Raw genomic sequence first — 18,400 nt, forward strand, 5'->3', positions numbered from 1 at the left:
CGATCGCGCCGTGTCCTCCGGACACATGACGCGCCGTCACTACCGTGACGGAATGCTGTAACGCCACTCCGTGGCTCTTCGCTAACTGAGAGGAGGGCTCCAGTACAACTCTCGCCCATCAGTGGGCCTCTTCGGGGGCCGGCCCTTGTACCGCTTCCGAACCCCTGGACGGCCTCCTCCCCCGTGAACTCGGTTCTTTAGGGCTCTGAACTGGGATTTCTTCTGCGGTCTCGGGCTCTTCCTGCGCGGGCGGGCCACTCCCGCGGTCGGCCAGCTTCTTCGGGGGACGCCCTCCGGGCGCCTGCTCTGTTCTGTACCGAGCTCCGATATGTCACGGTACCCGCATCGTTACAAGTCGTTGACTGGAAAATCTGTGACTCTAAGTCAGCTACGGGCCTGTCCAACTGGTCTGAACCAGTAAGGCAATTCTTACGCCCCAATCGGGCCCTGTACAGGCATCAGGGGCATTTTCTGTAACGCGCCTGATTGGCGGTCGCCTGTATCCGGCTGATGACCCTTCATATCCTACGTGTTTCCCACTGTAGACGGGAAAGTTGTACCGGATGATATCAGCCTGAGCCTGTATCAGAATTGCACGATCAGGGAATCACGCCTGATGCCCCGTCTCCCCTCCAGGTTGTACCGGGGATTCATGCTGTGGCGGTTCGAGAATTGTACCGGGCATTCGGAGGGGCGGGGCCGGCCGCTGGCTGGGTTACCTCGGGGGCCGGGCTCGTTGGCTTGGGTGTGAGCGACGAGGCGGCGCCGGTGGACGGCGGCTCGATGTACGCCGTCGATGTCGGCAGCGGGCCGTTGCGGCCGTTGGGTATGCGGGCGTGGGCCGACGAGGGGCAGCGGGCGCAGGTGGTCTTCGCGGCCTCGCACTGGGTCGAGACGTTCGCGTCGGCCGGCGGCCGCGGGCCGGATCCGCACCTGGCCGGGCTGGCGTTCGGTGGGTGGGCGCGGTTCGACGATTTCGAGGGCTGGGCGGAGCCGGCGGCTGGCTGGGCGGCTGTCCTGGACGCGGCCGGGGACGTCCTGACGGTGACCGGCCGGGCCTGCGTCTGCTTCTACGAGGGCGGCCTGAACAGCTCGCGCGTCTGGCGCCGCATCGCGCGCCGCCACGGGGTCTTATTCGCCTTGGCCGGCGGCATCACCGGCCCTTGGGGATCGCGGAGGCGCAGCGGCGGGGGGGGAGATGTACGCGCTGTTGTGTCCGGTGGTGCTGGTCTGAGCTGGGGTGGGGCGCAGTTGCGGCCCGGTGGGGCGGGCGGGCGGCTGGTGGGGGTGGTCAGGCGCCGAGGCCGATGTGGCGGACGTAGGTGTAGGCGCCCCAGTCGGAGTCGAGGTCGGCGATGACGTCGTCCCAGATCTCCTCGAGCTTGCCGATGTCGCTGGTGATCATGGCGTCGACGGCGTCGTCCCAGATGTAGCGGACCTGCAGGGTGCGGAGGCGCAGGTTGTCGCGGCGGCGGGGTTCGTCGACGACGTCCTGGTTGATGGGGTGGATCTCGACCCGGGTGCCCTTGCCGTTGTTATTGAGGTGCTGCTTGAAGGAGCCGGGGTTGTTGAGGATGTTGGCGGCCCGGAGGTTCCAGTAGGCGGTGTCGATGGCGTCGAGGTTGGCGGGGAGGGGGTTTTGGGTGCCCTTGGTCCAGGCGCTGATGGTCTTGGGGACGGCGGTGATGCCAGCGTCGGCCATGGCTTGGGCGCCGCCTTGGGTGGTGGTGAGGTACTTCATGCGGGCGGTGAGGCCGCGGCGGGTAGTGACGGGGGATTTGATGCCGCCTTCGATGATCATCCGTTCCAGGGCGTCTTCGAGGGCGCGGGCGAGGACGATTTTTCCGTGGCGGTTTTCGGGGTCGTCGGCGGCGCCGTATTTGCCGAAGTTCTTCCAGCCGTCGGTCGACATTAGGCGGCCTTCCCGAGGGTGTACTGGGTCTTGAGCTTCAGCTGGGCGGTGAGGCGGCCTTCTTCGAATACCGTGCGCCAGGGGACGTCTCCGGTGATGTGGAGTTCGTCGGTGCCGCGGAGGCGGACAATGGTGAGGCCGTATTCGTGGGCGCGGTATGCCTTGTACCAGAGGTTGGCGAATGCCTGGCTACGGAAGATGTGCATCCAGTCGGGTCGGCGGAGGTCGCGGTTGGTGGTGGATTCGCCGATGGTGGAGACGAAAATTGAGTAGATGGCCTTGATGTATTCTTCGGTGACTTTGTCGCCTTCGAGGACGGCTTTCTCGCGGGCGGTGGTGAGGACGCGGCGGAATTTCTCCGCGATGTTCTCGGAGGCGCCGGAGGTCCATGCCTGGGTGATGTGCGGGGGGTCGCAGAGGTCGAGCTTGTGGCAGCGGATCAGGAGGCGGATGGTGGCGTCGTCCAGGAAGACCGGGCCGGGCTCGCGGCGGTTGCCGATCGGGTCGGGCAGGTGCGGGTGGTGCCAGGTGGGGCGTTCGGGCAGGAGGTAGATGCCGGAGCGCTTGGGGTCGAAGCCGCCGTTGGGCTGGTGAACGAGGGAGCCGATGGGCAGCCAGGCCTTCAGGGCGCTGCAGTAGGCGGCGTTGGTGTCGAGGACGTCGACGGCCACGCTGGTGAGGGTGCCGTCCTTGAGCTGGGTCATGAGTGGGCCGTTCTCCCACTTGTGGCGGCCTTCCCAGATGTCGTCGGCTCCCTTCTTGGTCTTTTTGCTGAGGAATTCGAGGCGTTCCGGGTAGACGGTGTGTTCGTAGTTTCCACCGACTCGGGTTGCTTCGAAGAGGGCCATTGAGTTGGGAATTGCTTTGTTCTCCAGGGCGGCGATGGTGGCCTTGGTGTCGCCGTCGTGTTCCTGGAGGGCCTGGTCGACGACTGAGCTGATCATGTCGAGGTAGTAGCCGTAGTCCCGGCCGGCGTAGTCCCCGCCGCCGGTGCGGGCGGGCCTGGAGGTGGCCGTACGCGGCGCGTGGTCCCGGGTCGGGCGCAGCGGGTGGGTGGGGGGTTGGTCGGGTGTCAGGTTGGCCAGGGTGTCCAGGGCGGTGGCGGTGGCCGGGGTGGCCTCGGCGTCGGCGTCGGGCCGGGGCGCAGTGGGGGTGTTCTGGGCGGGGTGGCCGGGGGTGGCGACGGTGGGCCAGGCGGAGGCCGTGGAGGCCTGTGTGGGCGCCTCCGGCGCCGGGGCGTAGGGGTCGTGGGGGGTGGGGTCGGTGAGGCGGGCGTGGGTGGGGTCGCTGGTGAGGGTGAGGGTGGCTTGGGTGCCGAGGTCGCGTTCGGCGATGGTGAGGCGGAGTCGGGTGGTGGGGGCGTCGGGGTGGGGGTGGAGGGTGAGGGTGGTGTCGAGGCCGAGGGTGGTGATCAGGTCGTGCTGGTCGGTGTCGAGGATGGCGAGGACCGGGACGTGGTGGGTGCGGGCGAGGTGGGCGAGGGCCTGGGCGGCGTCGGTGAGGCGAGGGCCGGACAGAGGCAGGCGGGGGTCGTCGAGGGCCTGGAGTCGGTCGACGACGACCAAGGCCAGGCCGGGCTGGCCGGTGGTGTGGGTGAGGCCGGCTGCGAGATCGGCGGCGGTCTCGGCGATGGCGTCGGGGGTGAGGTCGGTGCCGTCGTCGATGTAGAGGCGGGCGGCGGCGAGGTGGGCCTGGAGGGCGGTGACGTCGGCCTGTTCAGTGGGGGTGAGGCGGCCAGCGCGCAGGCGGCGGTAGTCGACGGGCAGGTGGGCGGCGGCGATCCGGGCGGCGACGTCGGCGCGGGTGAGGCCGGAGGCGGCGTAGAGGACCGGCAGGCCGTGTTCGAGGGCGGTGGTGCGGGCGGCGGCGGTCGCGAGGAGGCTTGCGCCGATGCCGGGGGCGGCGGCGGCGAGGTAGAAGCGGCCGGGCTGGAGGCCGCCAAGGGCCTGGTCGAGGGTGGGGATGCCGGTGGACAGGGCGCGCGGGCCTGCCGGGGTGGTGTGCGGGTCGGGGGTTGGGGGGGTGAGGACGGTGGTGAGGGCGTCCGCGAGCGGGGCGAGGCGGCGCGGGGGCCGCGGAGTGGCGGGCGCTGCGGGGGGCGTGGTGGCCGGCTGGCCGGCCGGCGGGGGCGTGGCTGCGGGGTCCCGCAGGACGGGTTCGCCGGCGGTCGGGGAGTGCGCGCTCGAGGTGGCCGGTTCGGCGTCGGCGGGAGTGGCCGAGTCGGCGGTCAACGGGAGCAGGGTGTCCGGGGCGGCCAAGGGCATGACGTCGGCGGGGTCGACCAGCGGCAGGAGCGCGGTTGGGGTGGGGGCGGGGGCGGCCGGGGCGGGGAACAGGGTGTCGTCCGGTGCATCGACTTCGGTGCTGGACGGGGGTGTTGACGTCTGGCGGGTGGTGCTGGCCGGGGCGTTGCGGTTGTGCGGGGTCGGAGCGGTCGACGACGTGGGTGTGCTCGGGGTGGCCGGGGTGGGCGTGACAACTCCGTTGCTTGGTGGGGTCGTTGCTGCCGCATCGGGTTCACCAGGGGTGGGTCGGCCGGGGTGGCCGGTGAGCGGGAGGGGGGTGCCGTCGGGGGTGGCGGGGAGCAGCACGGCGAGGGGGGTGATGTGGCGGCGCAGGACCTGGGGGTGGCCGGTGGCGGCGGCTTGGATGAGGTCGCCGAGTTTCTTGCGGGCGTCGGCGGTGCCGTGTGCGGTGGCGGTGGTCAGGTCCCAGCCCAGGGCGGTGGCGGTAGTGGGGTCGGTGAGCAGGGCGTGGTGGGTGCCGCGGGCCAGGGGGGTGGAGGTGCCATGGCCGGCGGCGCTGATCAGCTGCGGGAGGGTGCTGCGGGCCTGGTGCAGTGTCTGCGGGCTCGGAGCCAGGACCAGGTCGAGGACCGGGGGAAGCGGTGCGGGCGCCAGGCCGGACGCCGGGGTCGGGGGTTCGGCGGGGGCTTCGCCGGCCTGGCTGGTGGCCAGCCGCAGGGCGGCCGGCACGGTGCCGTCGGCCGGGGCGGCCGGGTCGTCACCGGTCGGCGCCGCCGGGGTGAGGGCCGGAACGGGGGCCGGGGCAGCCGTCGGGGCGCCGTCGGCACCCGGGGTGGTGGGGGCGTCGGGGGTCGGAACGGCCGGGGTGGTGGGCACGCGAGTGTCCTGGGGGTTCGGAGCGGGCTCGGGCGGAGGGGTGGGGGCGCCCGGCACCGGGGGGCCGGTGGTCTCGCCGACGGCCGGAGCGGCACCGGGCGGTGGCGCGGGGACGGCTGGAGCGGCGGGCGCCGGATGCCGACCGACGGGATCCGGGCCGGTCCCGGCCGCCGACGATGCGGCGGCGGCCAGCACGGCCGATGAAGCGTCAATGGCGTTGATAATAAGGAGAGTTGTGGTGTCAGGGGCGCCCGGGTGGGGGACGTCGCCGCCCGGGACCGGGACCGGGACCGGGCGCGACGGGGCCGGGACAGCGGTGGAGTCGGTCTCCGGATCGGCGGGCAGGGCTTGGCCGGGGCCGGACGGGGTATCGGTCTCCGCCCGGGCCGGTTCCACCCCGGCGGCGAACCCGGCTGCGGCGAGCGCGCCCAGTGCGGGCCGCAGGTGGTCAGCCACCAGCTGCTCCAGGGCCTTGTACATCTGGTCGGCCCGCTGGCTGGTCGGGCCGCCGAACGCGGCACGGGGAGCAGTGAGCAGCGCGAGCCAGTGCGGACCGGTGAGCTTGCCCCGGGCGGCGGCTCCGAGGGCGGATTTCAGCTTGCGGCCGGCCGGGGTGGCCAGGTGACCGCGTGCCGGGTTCACCAGCTGGTAGGCGGGCATGGCCAGGTTCTGGCGCGGCCCGCGCGGGATCGACGTCCACAGCGGGTCCGCCGGGCCGGGAAGGACCAGGCCTGCGGCCGCCCCCAGCACCGAGGTCGGGGCCGGGGCGGCGGGTGTGGGGGCGGTCCGGCCGGACCGCCGCGAGGAGCCGGCCCCGCGTGCGCCTTCGCGCGGGGTGGGGCCGGAGCTGGCAGGAGCGGGCGCAGCACCCGCGATCGCGCAGGCGGCGGCGGTCGGGGCCGGGGCGCTGGCGCCCCCTGCGGCCGGGAGGAGCGGGTCCTCGCCGGCCGGAGCCGTGCCGGTGCCAGTGCCGGCACCAGCCGTGCTGCTGGTGCCACCCGCAGTTGCACGGGAGGAACGCGAACGGGAGGAGGGCACCAGGGACTCCAAGGACGCAGAAGGAGTGAGGAGGGTAGACCAGCCCCGGCCGGGGCCGGCGACCAGGCGGGCTGCCGGGCCGGCAGCGGGCCCGCGCACGGACGACAGCCCGCACCCGGGCGGTGGGTGTACCCGCACCCACCAAAGGTGTAACGCCTGGCGCCAGTCTAGCCACACCGGTACACAGCGTGGGGCCGATTGTTGTAACGAGAACGGGTGAAAGGCGCGCTGTCCGGGGGCCGGCCCCACAGGGCGAGGCCCGGCGCGACACCCGGCGGACCGGGCACGGGCCCGGCCGGGGCGCAGCGCGACGGAGGGCACAGGGCGGGCGCACCCGGGAGACCGGCAGACGGGCGGGTCGGGCGGGAGGAACGGACGGCGGACGGAACCCGTGACGGACCTGCAGGGCTCCGGGCCGGCCCGGGTGGCAGAGAGCGGGCACGGGCGGCCGCCGGGGCACGGCCCGGTACAGCGGCGGAGAAGCCACTCCCCCACCGGACCGGCCGGAACAGCCCAGCAGCGGGAGGCAGCGGCGGGCCGGGAGGCATGCGGCCGGGAGAGCACACTCCCCCGCCCCCGGCCAAAGCCGCAGGGCCTCCGCGAACCACGCGCTGCAGGCCCTGAGCCGGCCTGACGGCCGACGCAACGACGGGCGGAGGCTCACGAGCAGGCCGGACGGGGACGACGGCCGGGTGGGACGGCGGGACGGCACGCGTGGCGAACATGGGAGGCCTGCGGCCGGCACGTCTTGCCAAGCCTCGTACCCGCTGGTCAGGGCCCAAGCAGCGATCCGCTGTCCTCAGCCTGAACCGTCAATCGGGCCGGTTCGGCTGAGGACAGTTCATATGTCTGCGTCGACGAGCGGGTGCACGATGGAGCCGGCCTGATGGCGCTTCTTGACGTGGAGCTGGGTGGGGATGCGGCGCCGCAGCTCTCCTACATGGCTGACCACGCCTACTGCCCGGTTTCCGGCTCGCAGGTGGTCGAGCACGTCCATGACGTCGGTCAGGCTCTGCTCGTCGAGGCTGCCGAAGCCCTCGTCGATAAAGAGCGTCCCCAGCGGTCGGCCACTGGCTTCCTGGGTCACGACGTCGGCCAACCCCAGAGCCAGGGCCAGGGCGGTGGTGAAGGTCTCTCCCCCGGACAGGGTGGAGGTCTCACGTTCCACGCCCGTCCAGCCGTCACGTATGCGCAGGCCTAGGCCGGCTTTTGCACGGCCTTGTCCGGTCTCCTTCTCGTGGCTGTGGCGAAGTTGGTAGCGGTCGTTGGTCATGATGCTTAGGCGCTTGTTGGCCGCGTCCGCGATCTGTTCGAGGCGGCCCGCGAGGACGTATGCCTCCAGCTCCATGCTCAGCGTGTTGACCGCGCCGGTTCCGGCTGCGACGCCGGCAAGACGGTCGACGAGCGCGCTCTCGGCCCTGAGCGGCTCCGCCGCTGCTACACGAGCGTCCAGGTCAGCGGTCAGGTGGGCCAGGTTCTGGGCGCGCTCCAGGGCCTGCTGGAGCTTGACGGCCGCGTCGGTGGCACTGCTCTCGGCGTGCGCCAGGGCTTCTTGTGCCACTGCAGGGTCGGCTTGCGGCTGGCGGGCTGCTTCGAGGATTTCTGCTTCGGCGAGGATGCTGTCGACCACCGCGAACTGCTTCCCCCACTGATCCAGTTGCTCGTGCCAATGCTGCAGCACCGAGGAGGAGGAGAGCGCTGCGGTTGCTTCGGCGAGGTCGTCGAAGCCCGCTTGCACGGTGGCGTCGGCAGTGGTGCGCTGCGTCTCGGCCAGGTGTGCCTCGGCGCTCTCGGTGGCCTGAGCGGCATCCAGGGCGGTGGCCAGGCGATCGGCAGTGGTGGTCAGCGAGGTGAGCCGCTTGGTCAGTGATGCTTCCCCGGCGCGCGCCTGTGTCAGGACGGCGGCGAGCTGGCTCTCCTGCTGGGCCAGCAGGGTGCTGCGGGCCTGGATCTCGGTCAGCGCTTCGCGGGTGCGGTTACGCTGGTTCGTTTGTGTCTCGTGCTCGTTCTGGAGGCGGGTCAGTGCTTCTTGGGCGGGATGCAGTTCGGCCGCTTCGGCCTGCGCGCGGTCTTGCGTGGCTGTGGCGTCGGCGAGCTTTGCTTGAAGGTCGGGTACTGGATCGGTTCCGGCGGCCCCGACGGTGCGGGCGTGCTGTGCGGCGAGGTCGCTGCGCAGGTTCATCGCCTCTTCGTGGGCCTTGCGGGCCTCGTCGTAGTTCTCTTGTGCGATGTCCTCGTCCTGGCGGGTGGGTTGGTCTGCGGCGGGCCGGGCGGGGGCGGGGTGAACGGGTGATCCGCAGACTTGGCACGGCTGGCCGGTTTCCAGCACAGCGGCGAGCTCGCCCGCCATGCCGTCCATGCGGCGCTGCCGCAGGTCCAGCAAGGTCTGATGTGCCCTCAGCATCTCCTTCTCGCGCTCGGTCTCATCGGTGGTGGTGCGGCTGAGCCTGACGGCGAGGGCGTCGCGTTCGACCGCGGTCGCGAGCTGAAGCGTGAGCGACTTGTGGGTCGTCTCCAGGGACGGCAGGTCTTGAACGGCACGCTCGAGATCGGCGATCTTGCCGGTGTGGTGTTCCAGGGTGGTAAGCCAGTCCTTGAGCCAGGCTTCGGCCTCGTCGTGTTCCTCCTGGGCGCGCTTCTCCTTCTCGCGCAGGGCGTCCAGTTGCTCGGACAGGGCCGCGTGCCGCTCCTCCTCGGGCAGAAGGCCCTCCAGTCGTCCCTTCTCGGCATGGAGTCGTTGATGGGCCGCCTGCAGTCCGGGGATGTCCTCACTGGTGTCCTGTGCGTCCAGGAGCAGACGCGCGCGGCTCTCTGCGTCCTTCGCGGCTTTCAGGGCCTTGGTGTGGGCTGCCGTCTGGTCAAGGAGAGGGCGTAGCGGCTCGGCGCGGCGACCGGCCTCGAGTTGCTGGCGCAGGCGCGGGTGGTCGGTGGCGGTCTCCTCCAAAGCGGCGCGCTGGGCAACTGCCCTTTGGTGCCGGGCTTGCTTCCCCGCCAGGTCGCTGGTCTTGCTCAAGTGGTCCTTGGCGGCTTGGTGGGTCTGTTCGGCCTGCCGCGCTTGTGCGGCAGCGACTGTGCAGTCGTCCTCGGCGGTGGCGGCCAGGCGTCGTGCCCACGGGAGCCAGGCGGTGAGGTGACGCTCGTCGGGCCGGGCGTCGGTGCGGGCTGTCAGGGTGGGGCCGGCCTCCTGGTCGATGCGCTCTGCCAGGAGCAGGATGTGTGCGGTTGCATCGTCGGCCTCACGGTGGAGGGCTTTGGCGCGGTTGGCGAGCCAGACGGTCAGGTCGCGGAAGCGCCGGGTGCCGAACAGCTTGCCGAGCAGCTTCCGGCGTTCTTCGGCGCCCGCGTGCAGGAACGCGGCAAACTCGCCCTGCGGAAGCAGCACGACCTGGCAGAACTGTTCCTTGGTCAGTCCCAGGATGTCGGTGACTTCCTTGTTGGCTTCCTGGTGGCTGGAGGAGATCGCCTGCCAGTGGTGGGCGCCGTCGGGACCAGTGATGCGCTCCAGGAACTGGACGGTGGCTTCGGCGGTGGCGATGCCGTTCTTGGCCCGGGTGCTGGGATAGCTCTGCTTGGGCGTGCGCATGATCTTGAAGCGGCGGTCCGCCGCGGTGAACTCCAGGGCGACCGCGGTGCGAATGCCGACTGGGGCGTGGTGGCTGCGCAGACGGTGCTCGGGGCGCTGGCCGGGCACTCTTCCGTACAGGGCGAAGCAGAGCGCGTCCAGGACGCTGGTCTTGCCCGCCCCGGTGTCGCCGTGCAGGAGGAACACGCCCGAGTTGGTCAGTTCGTCGAAGTCGACGGTCTCGGTGCCGGCGAAGGGACCGAACGCCGTGATGGTCAGGTGGTGCGGGCGCATCAGCTGGCCTCTCGCTCAGCGGCGGCGGTGCGGACCTCTTCCAGTCCCTGCAGGAGCAACTGCTGCTCGGTGTCGGTCGCGTGGCTGTGGGTGACGTAGCTCAGGAAGTCGACGGCGATCTCGTGGTCTGTTCGTCCCTCGACCCGGGAGCGGAACGTCGTGTCGTCCGCGGGCTGCTCTTCGGCGGTGAAGGTGAGCTTGAGGATGTGGGGAAAGCGCTGCCGCAACTGTTCCATGGCCATGTAGGGGCGGTCCGGGTCGCTCAGGGAGACATGCAGCCAGGACTGCTCGAACCGGGTGTGGTCCGGGTCCTTCAGGAGGTCCTTGAGGTTGCCGGTGATGTGGTGAAGCGGTCGTGTCACCCGGCAGGGGATCTTCTCGGCGGTCACGCCGCCGTCGGCGCCCAGGTCGACCAGCCACATAGCCTTGGCGTAAGGGGCCTCGGAGAACGAGTAGGCGATCGGGGAGCCGCTGTAGCGGATACGGTCGCTGATGGTCTGGCAGCGGTGCAGGTGCCCAAGGGCGACGTAGTCGGCGCCGGTGAACACCGATGCCGGAACGCTCGGGACGCCGCCGGCGCTGATGTCGCGCTCGCTGTCGGTGGTCTTGGCGTCTGTGACGAAGGCGTGGGCGAGCACGACGGACCGGGTTCCGGGCCGGGCGGCCAGGTCCGCGCGGACCCGGTCCATCGCAGCAGTGAGCACGGCTTGGTGGCTGGCAGCCTCCGCACCAAGGCTGACGTGGACCAGGGCGGGCTCGAAGTAGGGCAGGCCGTAGAAGGCGACGGGTCCGTGCTCGTCCTCGACGACGGCGGGGCGCGCGCAGTCGGAGGGATCGGTGCGCAGGTGGATGCCGGCCCGTTCGATCAGGCGTGCGTTGACTCCCAGGCGCCGCGGGGAGTCGTGGTTCCCGCTGATCATGATCAGCGGGACTCCGAGGCTGGCGAGTTCTTCGAGGACCCAGGTGAACAGGTCGATGGCGTCCAGCGGCGGGATGGCGCGGTCGAACACGTCGCCGGCAACGGCGACGACCTGGATGTTCTTGGTGCGCACCAGGTCCACCAGATCTTCGAGGAAGGCCTGCTGGGCTTTGATGAGCGACTCGCGGTGCAGGGAGCGGCCCAGGTGCCAGTCGGAGGTGTGCAGGATCCGCATGCGCAGTGACAGTACCTGCCGCACGGTCTTCCCCGCGAACGAACGTGCGCATCAGCTGAGTTCGCTAGTCTCAGGAGGCGGTCGGGCGGTAATGGCTTGGTCGCCGAGGGCCTGTCCTGCACTCATTTGGGCACGGCTCCGGCCGGCGGGCCCTTGGGGGCGCCGTGCTGCCCGCGTGGCGAGTGGGGTGGACGTTCTAGGATGGTGTGCCCCACAGCATCACAGTTATGTGCCAGCAGAACTGACGGTGCGACACACCTGTCGCAGTGGTCGGGTTGGCCCGGGAGCCATGGAGCGGTCGAGGCAGTGCACCTGAAGAGCTTCAGCGTCAGCGGGTTTCGATCGCTGACCGACGTCGCCGACATCCCGGTGAGCAGGCCGACGATCCTGGCCGGGCACAACGACGGGGGCAAGAGCGCCGTGCTCGACGCGCTGGCGTTCCTGCTGGGCAAGCGGTCCCTGTCCGAGGACGACCGCAGCTACAGCGGCACCGACCCCGAGCAGGAGCCCTGTGAGGGTGCCGGCCGGATGCCGAGCACGAGCGTGACCGGGGTGTTCCTGCTGGACGAGTGGGAGCAGGGTGCGTTCGGCCTGCCGGCCGAGGTGAAGGTGCGCCGGTGGGCGGCTCTGGAGGCTTCGCCGCGTCTCCAGGTGTGGGGGCCGGTGCCCGACGACGAGCGACTGGTGGACCTGTCGCGGCATCTGGTGCCCGCGTTGAAGGAGTTGGTGGCGGAACTGGGGCTGGCACCGCTCTCGCAACGGCGGGCCGACCTGGAGGCGGCGTTGCGGCAGTACGCCGCCGGGCACTCCACCGAGGGCTGGGGCCCGGCCCCTGTCGGCTTCGACAAGCGCATGCCGGCGTTCCTGCCGTTCGACGGCAAGGCCGCACGGCCCGACGACCAGATCAAGACCGCGCTGAGCGGCCGCTTCCAGCACCACATGGCCGACCCCGAGCTCAAGGGCCGCCTGGGCGCGATAGAGCTGGACGTCCAGGAGCGTCTTCGGATCGACGCCAAGTCGCTGTGCGAGCACATCCAGGACCGGTGCCCCGACCTGGCTGAGGTCTTCGTGGAGCCCGAGGTGTCCTTCACCCAGGGCTTCCGCGGCGCTCCGCTGCGCATCGCCCGCACCGCCGGAGAGCCGGTCGGACTGGAGCGGTCGGGGCTGGGCAGCAACCGTCGCGTGTCCCTGGCGATCTGGGAGTGGAACAACGAGCTGCTGATAGAAGAGGAAATCACCGCCGCGGCGGAGGAATCGGCCGACGACGGGGAACCGGTGGCTCCGCCCGTACAGACCATCGTGGTCTACGACGAGCCCGACACCCATCTGGACTACGGCCACCAGCGGCGGATCATGAACCTGATCCGTGAGCAGAGCGCACTCCCCCACGTCAGCGTCATGGTCGCCACACACTCGATGAACCTGATCGACGGCGTCGACATCAGCGACGTCGTCCATCTGAAGCTGGAGAACCACCGCACCGTGGTGGAACGGCTGGGCGCGGGGGTGGTCGGCCCTGGCATCGACATCCACCTGGGAAAGATCGCCGCCGCAGTCGGGCTGCGGAACACCGTGCTGCTCCACGAACGCTGCTTCCTGGCAGTGGAGGGCGACACCGAGCAGCGTGCCTTCCCCGTGCTGTTCCGGCTGTGCGAGGAGCTGTCGCTACAGGCCGCCGGCATCGCCTTGTGGGCGTGCTTCAACAATGAAGGCGCGCTGCACCTGGCCCGCTACCTCGTGGAGTGGGATCGGGCGGTGATGCTCGTGGTCGACGCCGACAGCCGCAATGTCAGCAAGAGCATCTTCAAGGAGGCGAAGCTCACCCAGTTCTTCGGGACCAGCGCTGACCGGTACGTGAAGTTCCTCGGCGAACCGGACCAGGCCGCCGAGGGCCAGGAACGCTACAACGAGCTGGAGGAGATCTTCACCGATCCAGTGTGGGCAAAGGTCGCCAACAAGGCCTGGCCGAAGGAGGAGGGCGAGTGGTCGGCGTCCGAGTTCACCGCGCTGCGCATCCCGGGCAAGAAGTTCAGCGAGCAGGTCAAGGAGCTCCTTCAGATCGGCAGCCCGAAGGGACCGGGTGGCAAGCCGGACATGATGTACACGCTCGCCGCCACGCTGGACACCCCCGATGACGTCCCGCTCCAGTTGCGCTCGGTCTTCTCCGAGCTCAGGACGCTAGCGGGATGACCGCGGCCGACAGGACCTGCCCGTCGGGCCGCTGACGGGCCCGGCGGGCCTGCATCCGCTCCTTGCGCTGTTCCAGGGTCGGCGGCTCCCACCTGTGCCAGCCAACGGGCGGCTTCCAGCGCTGCATGTGCTGGCGCTCCTCCACACCGCACCAGCGGCAGCCGCCGGGTGAAGGTATGTGCACGTCGAGACCCTTCACGGGCATGTCCACTCCTCTCGCGACGTCTTCGATTCTGCCCCCTGGCACTGACATCACGCACTGCAGGCGCATGGCCGAAGAGTCGGCCGCACACGAGGGTGCTGAGCCTTCGGTCAGGTCGGCGTCGCCGTGGTGGTCGGGCCCACGGGCGGATGCTGCTGCTCACAACGCGCTCCTGGGGAGCTCGGAGTCGCGGCCACGCTCATGCTCGCCGCGGGGTCGACATCGAGGTCGTCTCCGAGACGCTCGGCCACTCGGATCCCCGGATCACCCGCGACACCTACCAGACCGTCCTCGACGGCCTGGCGAAGGATGCGGCCGAGAAGGTCGTGGAGCTGGTTCCCCACGGCCGCCGCCCGCTGTCGGGGGGGTGGTGGAGGACGACGGCGCCCTGACGCCCCGCCGCCTTCCGTCGCTGGCACCGCCTCGGAAGCCGACGGAGCCCCCCGCGCCGAGTAACACGGACGAGCATAGACAACGAACGACAGGGCCCCGGTCACTCTGTGACCGGGTCCCTGCTGCTCTCCCCCGACTGCTTACTCCGGTGCACCGAGTTGATCCCCAGGGCCGCGGCGACGCCGTTCCTCTGCCCGTCGGGCCAGGTCGTCCAGCCCCTCCTGCGTCATGCCTTCCTTCCACACCGGCAAGTGCACGGCCGAAAGCCACGGTCCGACCGGACGGGAGCCGTCCCCAAGCAGGGCGTACGGGCGAACCTGCGTCGGCACGTGCAACGTAGTGGTCATGACCTTCTGGATGCCCGCACCCACTGTGAGGATGTCCGCCGGCCACACGGCGTTCGATTGCGGGGCGAGCCTGCCGGACGAGCCGACCAGAGGCTCTCCAGCCGGGAATTGGTAGACCGCAGGCACGTCAAACCCGAACTCCAGGTCGATTCCCACGGCGTCGGCGTCGAAGATCACGGCCCCGGCGTTGGTAACCCGAATGCCCAGGTAACGCCCGAGCTCCTGCCCGTTCAGGAAATTGGCGCGCAACAGCGCCTCGACCGGCATCTGAGTCATACCGCTCCGGTCGTCGATGAGGAGCCCGAGCAGCTCGACCTTGGCCACCGGAGTGGTCAGCGCGATCACGATCTGCTGCACCTGGTCATCGGTCAGCACCAACGCAGCATCCTCCCCCCGCTGGTTCACCTGGGCCTTCTTCCAGACCAGCAACTCCTCGATCGTGTAGACCTCGGGGTGATCATCCACCCACTTGTGGTGCTTGTAGCAGAGCAGCAGGAGGTTCTCCTCCTCGTTGACCGGCCCGAAGCCAGCAACGTAGCGCGGGCCGCCCGGGCTCTCTGCCCTGATGTGAGCGATCTGCGAGTTCGGGCTGAGCTGACCCTGGTGCTCCTCGATGAGCGGCTCGGCGCAGGTCATCTTGTAGGCACAGCGCAGAGCCCGGCCGTAGAGGAGTTTGCACAGTCGAGGGGTCGGGCTAAAAGTGCTCATGACCACGATCGTATGCGTCGACTCAGACAGCAGTCGAGCCATCACTCGCAATACGCCAATGCTATCAAATGCCTTATGGCAAAGGAATGTTAGTTCCCCTCATTGCCAGTGGGTTCATCAAGAATCAGCAGGTGCCTCTCGAACCATCAGACGAGCCGGAAGCCCTAGCCGTCGCCCTCCACTCGCATCTGCCGGAGAGCCGCTTCGGCTCTACCGACCTAGCTTTCGGATGCCGAGTGGGCTGTGCTGTCGCGGTTCCTGCCGGCTTCGGGGTCGACGGATCGGCCGCGGTCGGACGACCGGGTGGTGCTGAACGGGATCGTGTGGAAGCTGCGGACCGGCACGTCCTGGCGGGACGTGCCGGAGCGCTACGGGTCCTGGCAGACCCTGTACACGCGTTTCCGCAGGTGGGCTCTGGACGGGACGTTCTCGCGGATGCTGCGTGCGATCCAGGCGGAGAAGGACGCGGCCGGGGACATCGACTGGCTGGTGTCGGTCGACTCCACGGTCGTGCGGGCCCACCAGCACGCCACCGGCGACAAAAGGGGCCGCCGACCGGGACGAAGCGGGTGATCACGCCCTCGGCCGATCCCGCGGAGGACTGAGTACCAAGCTCCACCTGTCCTACGACGGACGCGGCCGCCCGCTCGGCTTCCTTCGTCCTCACGGGCGGCAACACCAACGACTGCACCCGCCTCGAAGCCGTCCTGGAGGACATCCGGGTCCCGATGGTCGGGCCGGGGCGCCCGCGCACCCGGCCCGACCACGTAGTCGCCGACAAGGGCTTGTCGGCGAAGCGCAGGTTCGAGCGGGCACCGCTCGGCGGGGCGCGGGTCAGCCGGGGAGTTCCTGCCGGGCGCGGGCGGCCTGGAGCTGGGCCGCGCAGCGGGCGGTGCGGCCGGATGGGAAGTCGGTTTCAGTGAGCCATTGGCCGTAGTCGGCGGAGGGTGTGGGGACGAGCCAGACGGGGGTGTTGAGAAGGAGGGCTTTCAGGCAGGTGTCGCCTGTTTCGCCGATGGGGTCGAAGTCTTCGTGGAAGGCGACGACGAGGCCGGGTTCTTCGTCGAGGAGCATGTGGAGGTGGCGTTCGGCGGTGGTGGTGTGCCAGGTGCGGGGGCGGCGGGCGCGGTCGGCGTCCCATGCCGTGGGGTAGCAGCGGTGGCGCCAGGCGGGCAGGGCCTGCTGTGTGCACCATCGGTGGGCCGCCCGGTCGGCGCCGGTGGCGGCTCCTTCGATGATGACGAGGTGGGTGTCGTGGCGGGTGGCGAGGCGGTCGAGGACGGTGTGGATGGTGTCGGGCCAGGGCCAGCGGCGGCTTCCGCACACGAGGACGCGGGAGTCATACATCGGCGCCTCGGCCGTGGTGTGCGTCGGGCAGCGCGGGGTGGATGTGCCGGTGGTGGGCGACAAGGTCGAGTAGTTCCCACTGCGGAGGAAGGTGGTCGGCCCGGCCCATCTGCGCAGTTGCCTCTGCCGCGCGGTCGGCTGCCCCTGGCACCGGCGGACCGGCGCCTGCACCGGGCTTGTCGTCCTGTCGCTCTTCCGGCGCCGGAACGGGCACATGTGGTACCTCGCCGATGTCTGCGAGGGGTGCACCCGTGCAATCCGGGGAGCTGCCGAGGTCCCGGTCCGCTCCCCCCGCTGCCCCGGCCCCCGGGCACCGGGCCGCGCGCGGGCGCCGGGGCGGCGGTGAGGCCACGTCGCCGCGCCAGCAGCGGCTCGCGGCCCGCGCCGCGCTCATGTACACCGCTGCGTCGCTGGAGGCGTCGGTGGGGCCCGAGGCCCGGCTGCTCGCCGTGGTCTGCACGCTGCGGGTGCGGCCGTCGGGCCTGTCGCCGCTGCCGCCTGGTCTGCTCAAGGTTCTGCGGATCCCGGGCCCCGCCGCTCTCGCCGAGCTCCAGGCGGCGGGCTGGTTGCGCTACCTCTCCCGGGCGCAGAACGGGGGGCCTGTCGTGTTCCTTCCCGAACTCGTCGGCCGGCCCGGGCGGCTGCGGGCGGGCCAGTGGGCGCTGCGTGCTCTGGCCGATCGGCGGCTGGCGGGTTCCGGTGCCCGCGCGCGGCTGGCCGCTCTGACGGTGGCCGCGTGGCAGGAGGAGTCCGGGGTGCCGTTCCTCCTCGATCCGGACGGTGGCGCGCGGGTGTGCGGGCTGGAGTGTCCGGAGGCGTTCGAGGTGGCCCTGGCCGGGATCGGCGCGGTGGGGCTGCTCGATCGCTGGGGTCTTCTGCTGTGCACGCCTGCGCGGTGACGTCCCGGCGACTTCTCCTTCTCCGCGGACCGGCCCCCGCCCCGGTCGCGCGGGGGTCTGCTTTGTCGGCGATCCACGGTTCCGGCTCGACGTCCGGGGTGCTGTCGCAGGGGTTGCCGCTGGCGGACAGGGCCTCGCTGCGCCGACGAGTGTGCTTGCCGTGGGCCGGAGCGGGACGGCGCGTGTTCCCGCAGGCTGCGTGCCGTGGCAGAGCGGCCCCTTGCGATCGGCGTGGGCGAGGTCCCGCTCACGCCGACCGACGGAGACGGGCGGGGCTGTCCCGATCCGTCCGCGGGTTCGAAGCCCGTCGGCACCGCAGCCAACCCGGAACTCCCGGCGCCAGCAGCTCGGCGTCGGTCCGGGTCCACGGCCCTCGAGCCGGAGGCCGTTCCTGTGCGCAGGGCCGGGGGCCGGCCGGCGCGCGTCGCCTCGCGCCGGTGCGACACAGGTCAGGGCCCTGCGCGTGTTCCCGTGGAGTCGCCTTTCCTCGAACGACTCCACGGGGTTCCGGTTCGGCCGGAGCACGGCTGCTGTGGTGCGGGTCAGATCCAGGTGTAGTTCTCGTCGGTGATCGGCTCGAGCTCGAACCTGTGAACCAGGGCGGTGGGGCTGGCCAGTGCGGCGGGTGCCCGGTCGGCGACCGGGCACCCGCACCGCTCAGCCCATCCGCCTGAAGCGGTTCAGGGACCGGGCGCTCATGCCGAACAGCACGTTCGGCTGGTTGTACTTGAAGGTGTAGTCGGCGATGAGAGCGGCGGCGATGAACACGCCATTGGTCACGTACAGCCCGGTCGCCCGTTCCATGATGTGCTTCACGCTGTAGCTGCTCTCAGTGGGCGTCTTGATCGGCGTGATGTTCTCGCGCAGCCACATGACCGTCTCCATTACGGCGGCCACGCTTCCGGCGAGTTCCTGGCGGTGGGCGGCGAGCTCAGCCCGCCGCTGTTCGGCGGTCTTGCGCATGGGATTGAAGACACCGATGCCGAAGTCACCGAGCTGCGGGTGCTCCTGCATGATCTGGTCCAAGAGGATGGTGTACCGGCGGGTCACCATAAACCCTGCTCCGGTGACTGCCTGGTTGCCGCGGACGTCCTTCTTGTGGCGGCGGTCTTTGGTCATCGTGTGCTCCATCAAGCAGGACGCCCCACGTCCGTCCCGCCGCAGACACGTGGATGACCTGGCGAAACGCTGTTGCGCGATTCGGAGAACCTTGTCTTCGCCGCCACGGTGGA

10 protein-coding genes and 2 pseudogenes are annotated in these 18,400 nt (G+C 70.5%); 4 read left to right on the forward strand and 8 right to left on the reverse strand.

The window, feature by feature from the left end:
* Positions 1-1,291 precede the first annotated feature (1,291 nt).
* From AC067J_RS42205 to AC067J_RS42220, 4 genes are all read right to left on the reverse strand, one after another.
* On the reverse strand, positions 1,292-1,912 hold the full coding sequence (locus tag AC067J_RS42205) for a hypothetical protein (RefSeq protein WP_478308153.1): 621 nt from the start codon (positions 1,910-1,912) through the stop codon (positions 1,292-1,294).
* Positions 1,912-5,694 (reverse strand): DnaB-like helicase C-terminal domain-containing protein, encoded by a 3,783-nt coding sequence (locus tag AC067J_RS42210; protein WP_478308155.1) that lies wholly within the window; start codon positions 5,692-5,694, stop codon positions 1,912-1,914. Before AC067J_RS42210 ends, AC067J_RS42205 begins: the two co-directional genes overlap by 1 nt.
* A 1,219-nt stretch (positions 5,695-6,913) precedes the next feature.
* Positions 6,914-9,928, reverse strand: a complete 3,015-nt coding sequence (locus tag AC067J_RS42215) for an AAA family ATPase (protein WP_478308157.1) — start codon at positions 9,926-9,928, stop codon at positions 6,914-6,916.
* A complete protein-coding gene (locus AC067J_RS42220; protein WP_380429870.1) occupies positions 9,928-11,082 on the reverse strand; it encodes an exonuclease SbcCD subunit D in 1,155 nt (384 codons plus the stop codon). Before AC067J_RS42220 ends, AC067J_RS42215 begins: the two co-directional genes overlap by 1 nt.
* Before the next feature lie 306 nt (positions 11,083-11,388).
* Between AC067J_RS42220 and AC067J_RS42225 the strand changes: the two genes are divergently transcribed.
* On the forward strand, positions 11,389-13,272 hold the full coding sequence (locus AC067J_RS42225; protein WP_478308158.1) for an ATP-dependent nuclease: 1,884 nt from the start codon (positions 11,389-11,391) through the stop codon (positions 13,270-13,272).
* Here AC067J_RS42225 and AC067J_RS42230 read toward each other — a convergent pair.
* Positions 13,253-13,477: a hypothetical protein gene (locus AC067J_RS42230; RefSeq protein WP_380429875.1), complete on the reverse strand. Its 225-nt coding sequence runs from the start codon at positions 13,475-13,477 to the stop codon at positions 13,253-13,255. The genes AC067J_RS42225 and AC067J_RS42230 overlap by 20 nt on opposite strands.
* Positions 13,478-13,660: 183 nt before the next feature.
* Here AC067J_RS42230 and AC067J_RS42235 point away from each other — a divergent pair.
* A pseudogene (locus AC067J_RS42235) lies at positions 13,661-13,827 on the forward strand (site-specific integrase); the annotation flags it as partial.
* Positions 13,828-14,007: 180 nt separating this feature from the next.
* Here AC067J_RS42235 and AC067J_RS42240 read toward each other — a convergent pair.
* On the reverse strand, positions 14,008-14,922 hold the full coding sequence (locus AC067J_RS42240) for an HNH endonuclease signature motif containing protein (RefSeq protein ID WP_478308159.1): 915 nt from the start codon (positions 14,920-14,922) through the stop codon (positions 14,008-14,010).
* A gap of 234 nt (positions 14,923-15,156) precedes the next feature.
* Here AC067J_RS42240 and AC067J_RS42245 point away from each other — a divergent pair.
* Positions 15,157-15,495: pseudogene (locus tag AC067J_RS42245) on the forward strand (IS5 family transposase); the annotation flags it as partial.
* A 261-nt stretch (positions 15,496-15,756) separates the two neighbouring features.
* On the opposite strand, the gene AC067J_RS42250 reads toward AC067J_RS42245, so the two are convergent.
* Complete coding sequence (locus AC067J_RS42250) at positions 15,757-16,332, reverse strand: SLOG family protein (protein WP_478308161.1); 576 nt, start codon at positions 16,330-16,332, stop codon at positions 15,757-15,759.
* Between the two features lie 329 nt (positions 16,333-16,661).
* Here AC067J_RS42250 and AC067J_RS42255 point away from each other — a divergent pair, with 329 nt between their 5' ends.
* Positions 16,662-17,168 (forward strand): hypothetical protein, encoded by a 507-nt coding sequence (locus AC067J_RS42255; RefSeq protein WP_478308162.1) that lies wholly within the window; start codon positions 16,662-16,664, stop codon positions 17,166-17,168.
* Between the two features lie 657 nt (positions 17,169-17,825).
* Here the strand turns inward: AC067J_RS42255 and AC067J_RS42260 are convergent.
* The gene (locus AC067J_RS42260) at positions 17,826-18,287 is read right to left on the reverse strand and encodes a hypothetical protein (protein WP_478308163.1); all 462 of its coding nucleotides are present in this window, start codon (positions 18,285-18,287) and stop codon (positions 17,826-17,828) included.
* Positions 18,288-18,400 lie beyond the last annotated feature (113 nt).

Source organism: Kitasatospora sp. NPDC042419 (assembly GCF_056437345.1).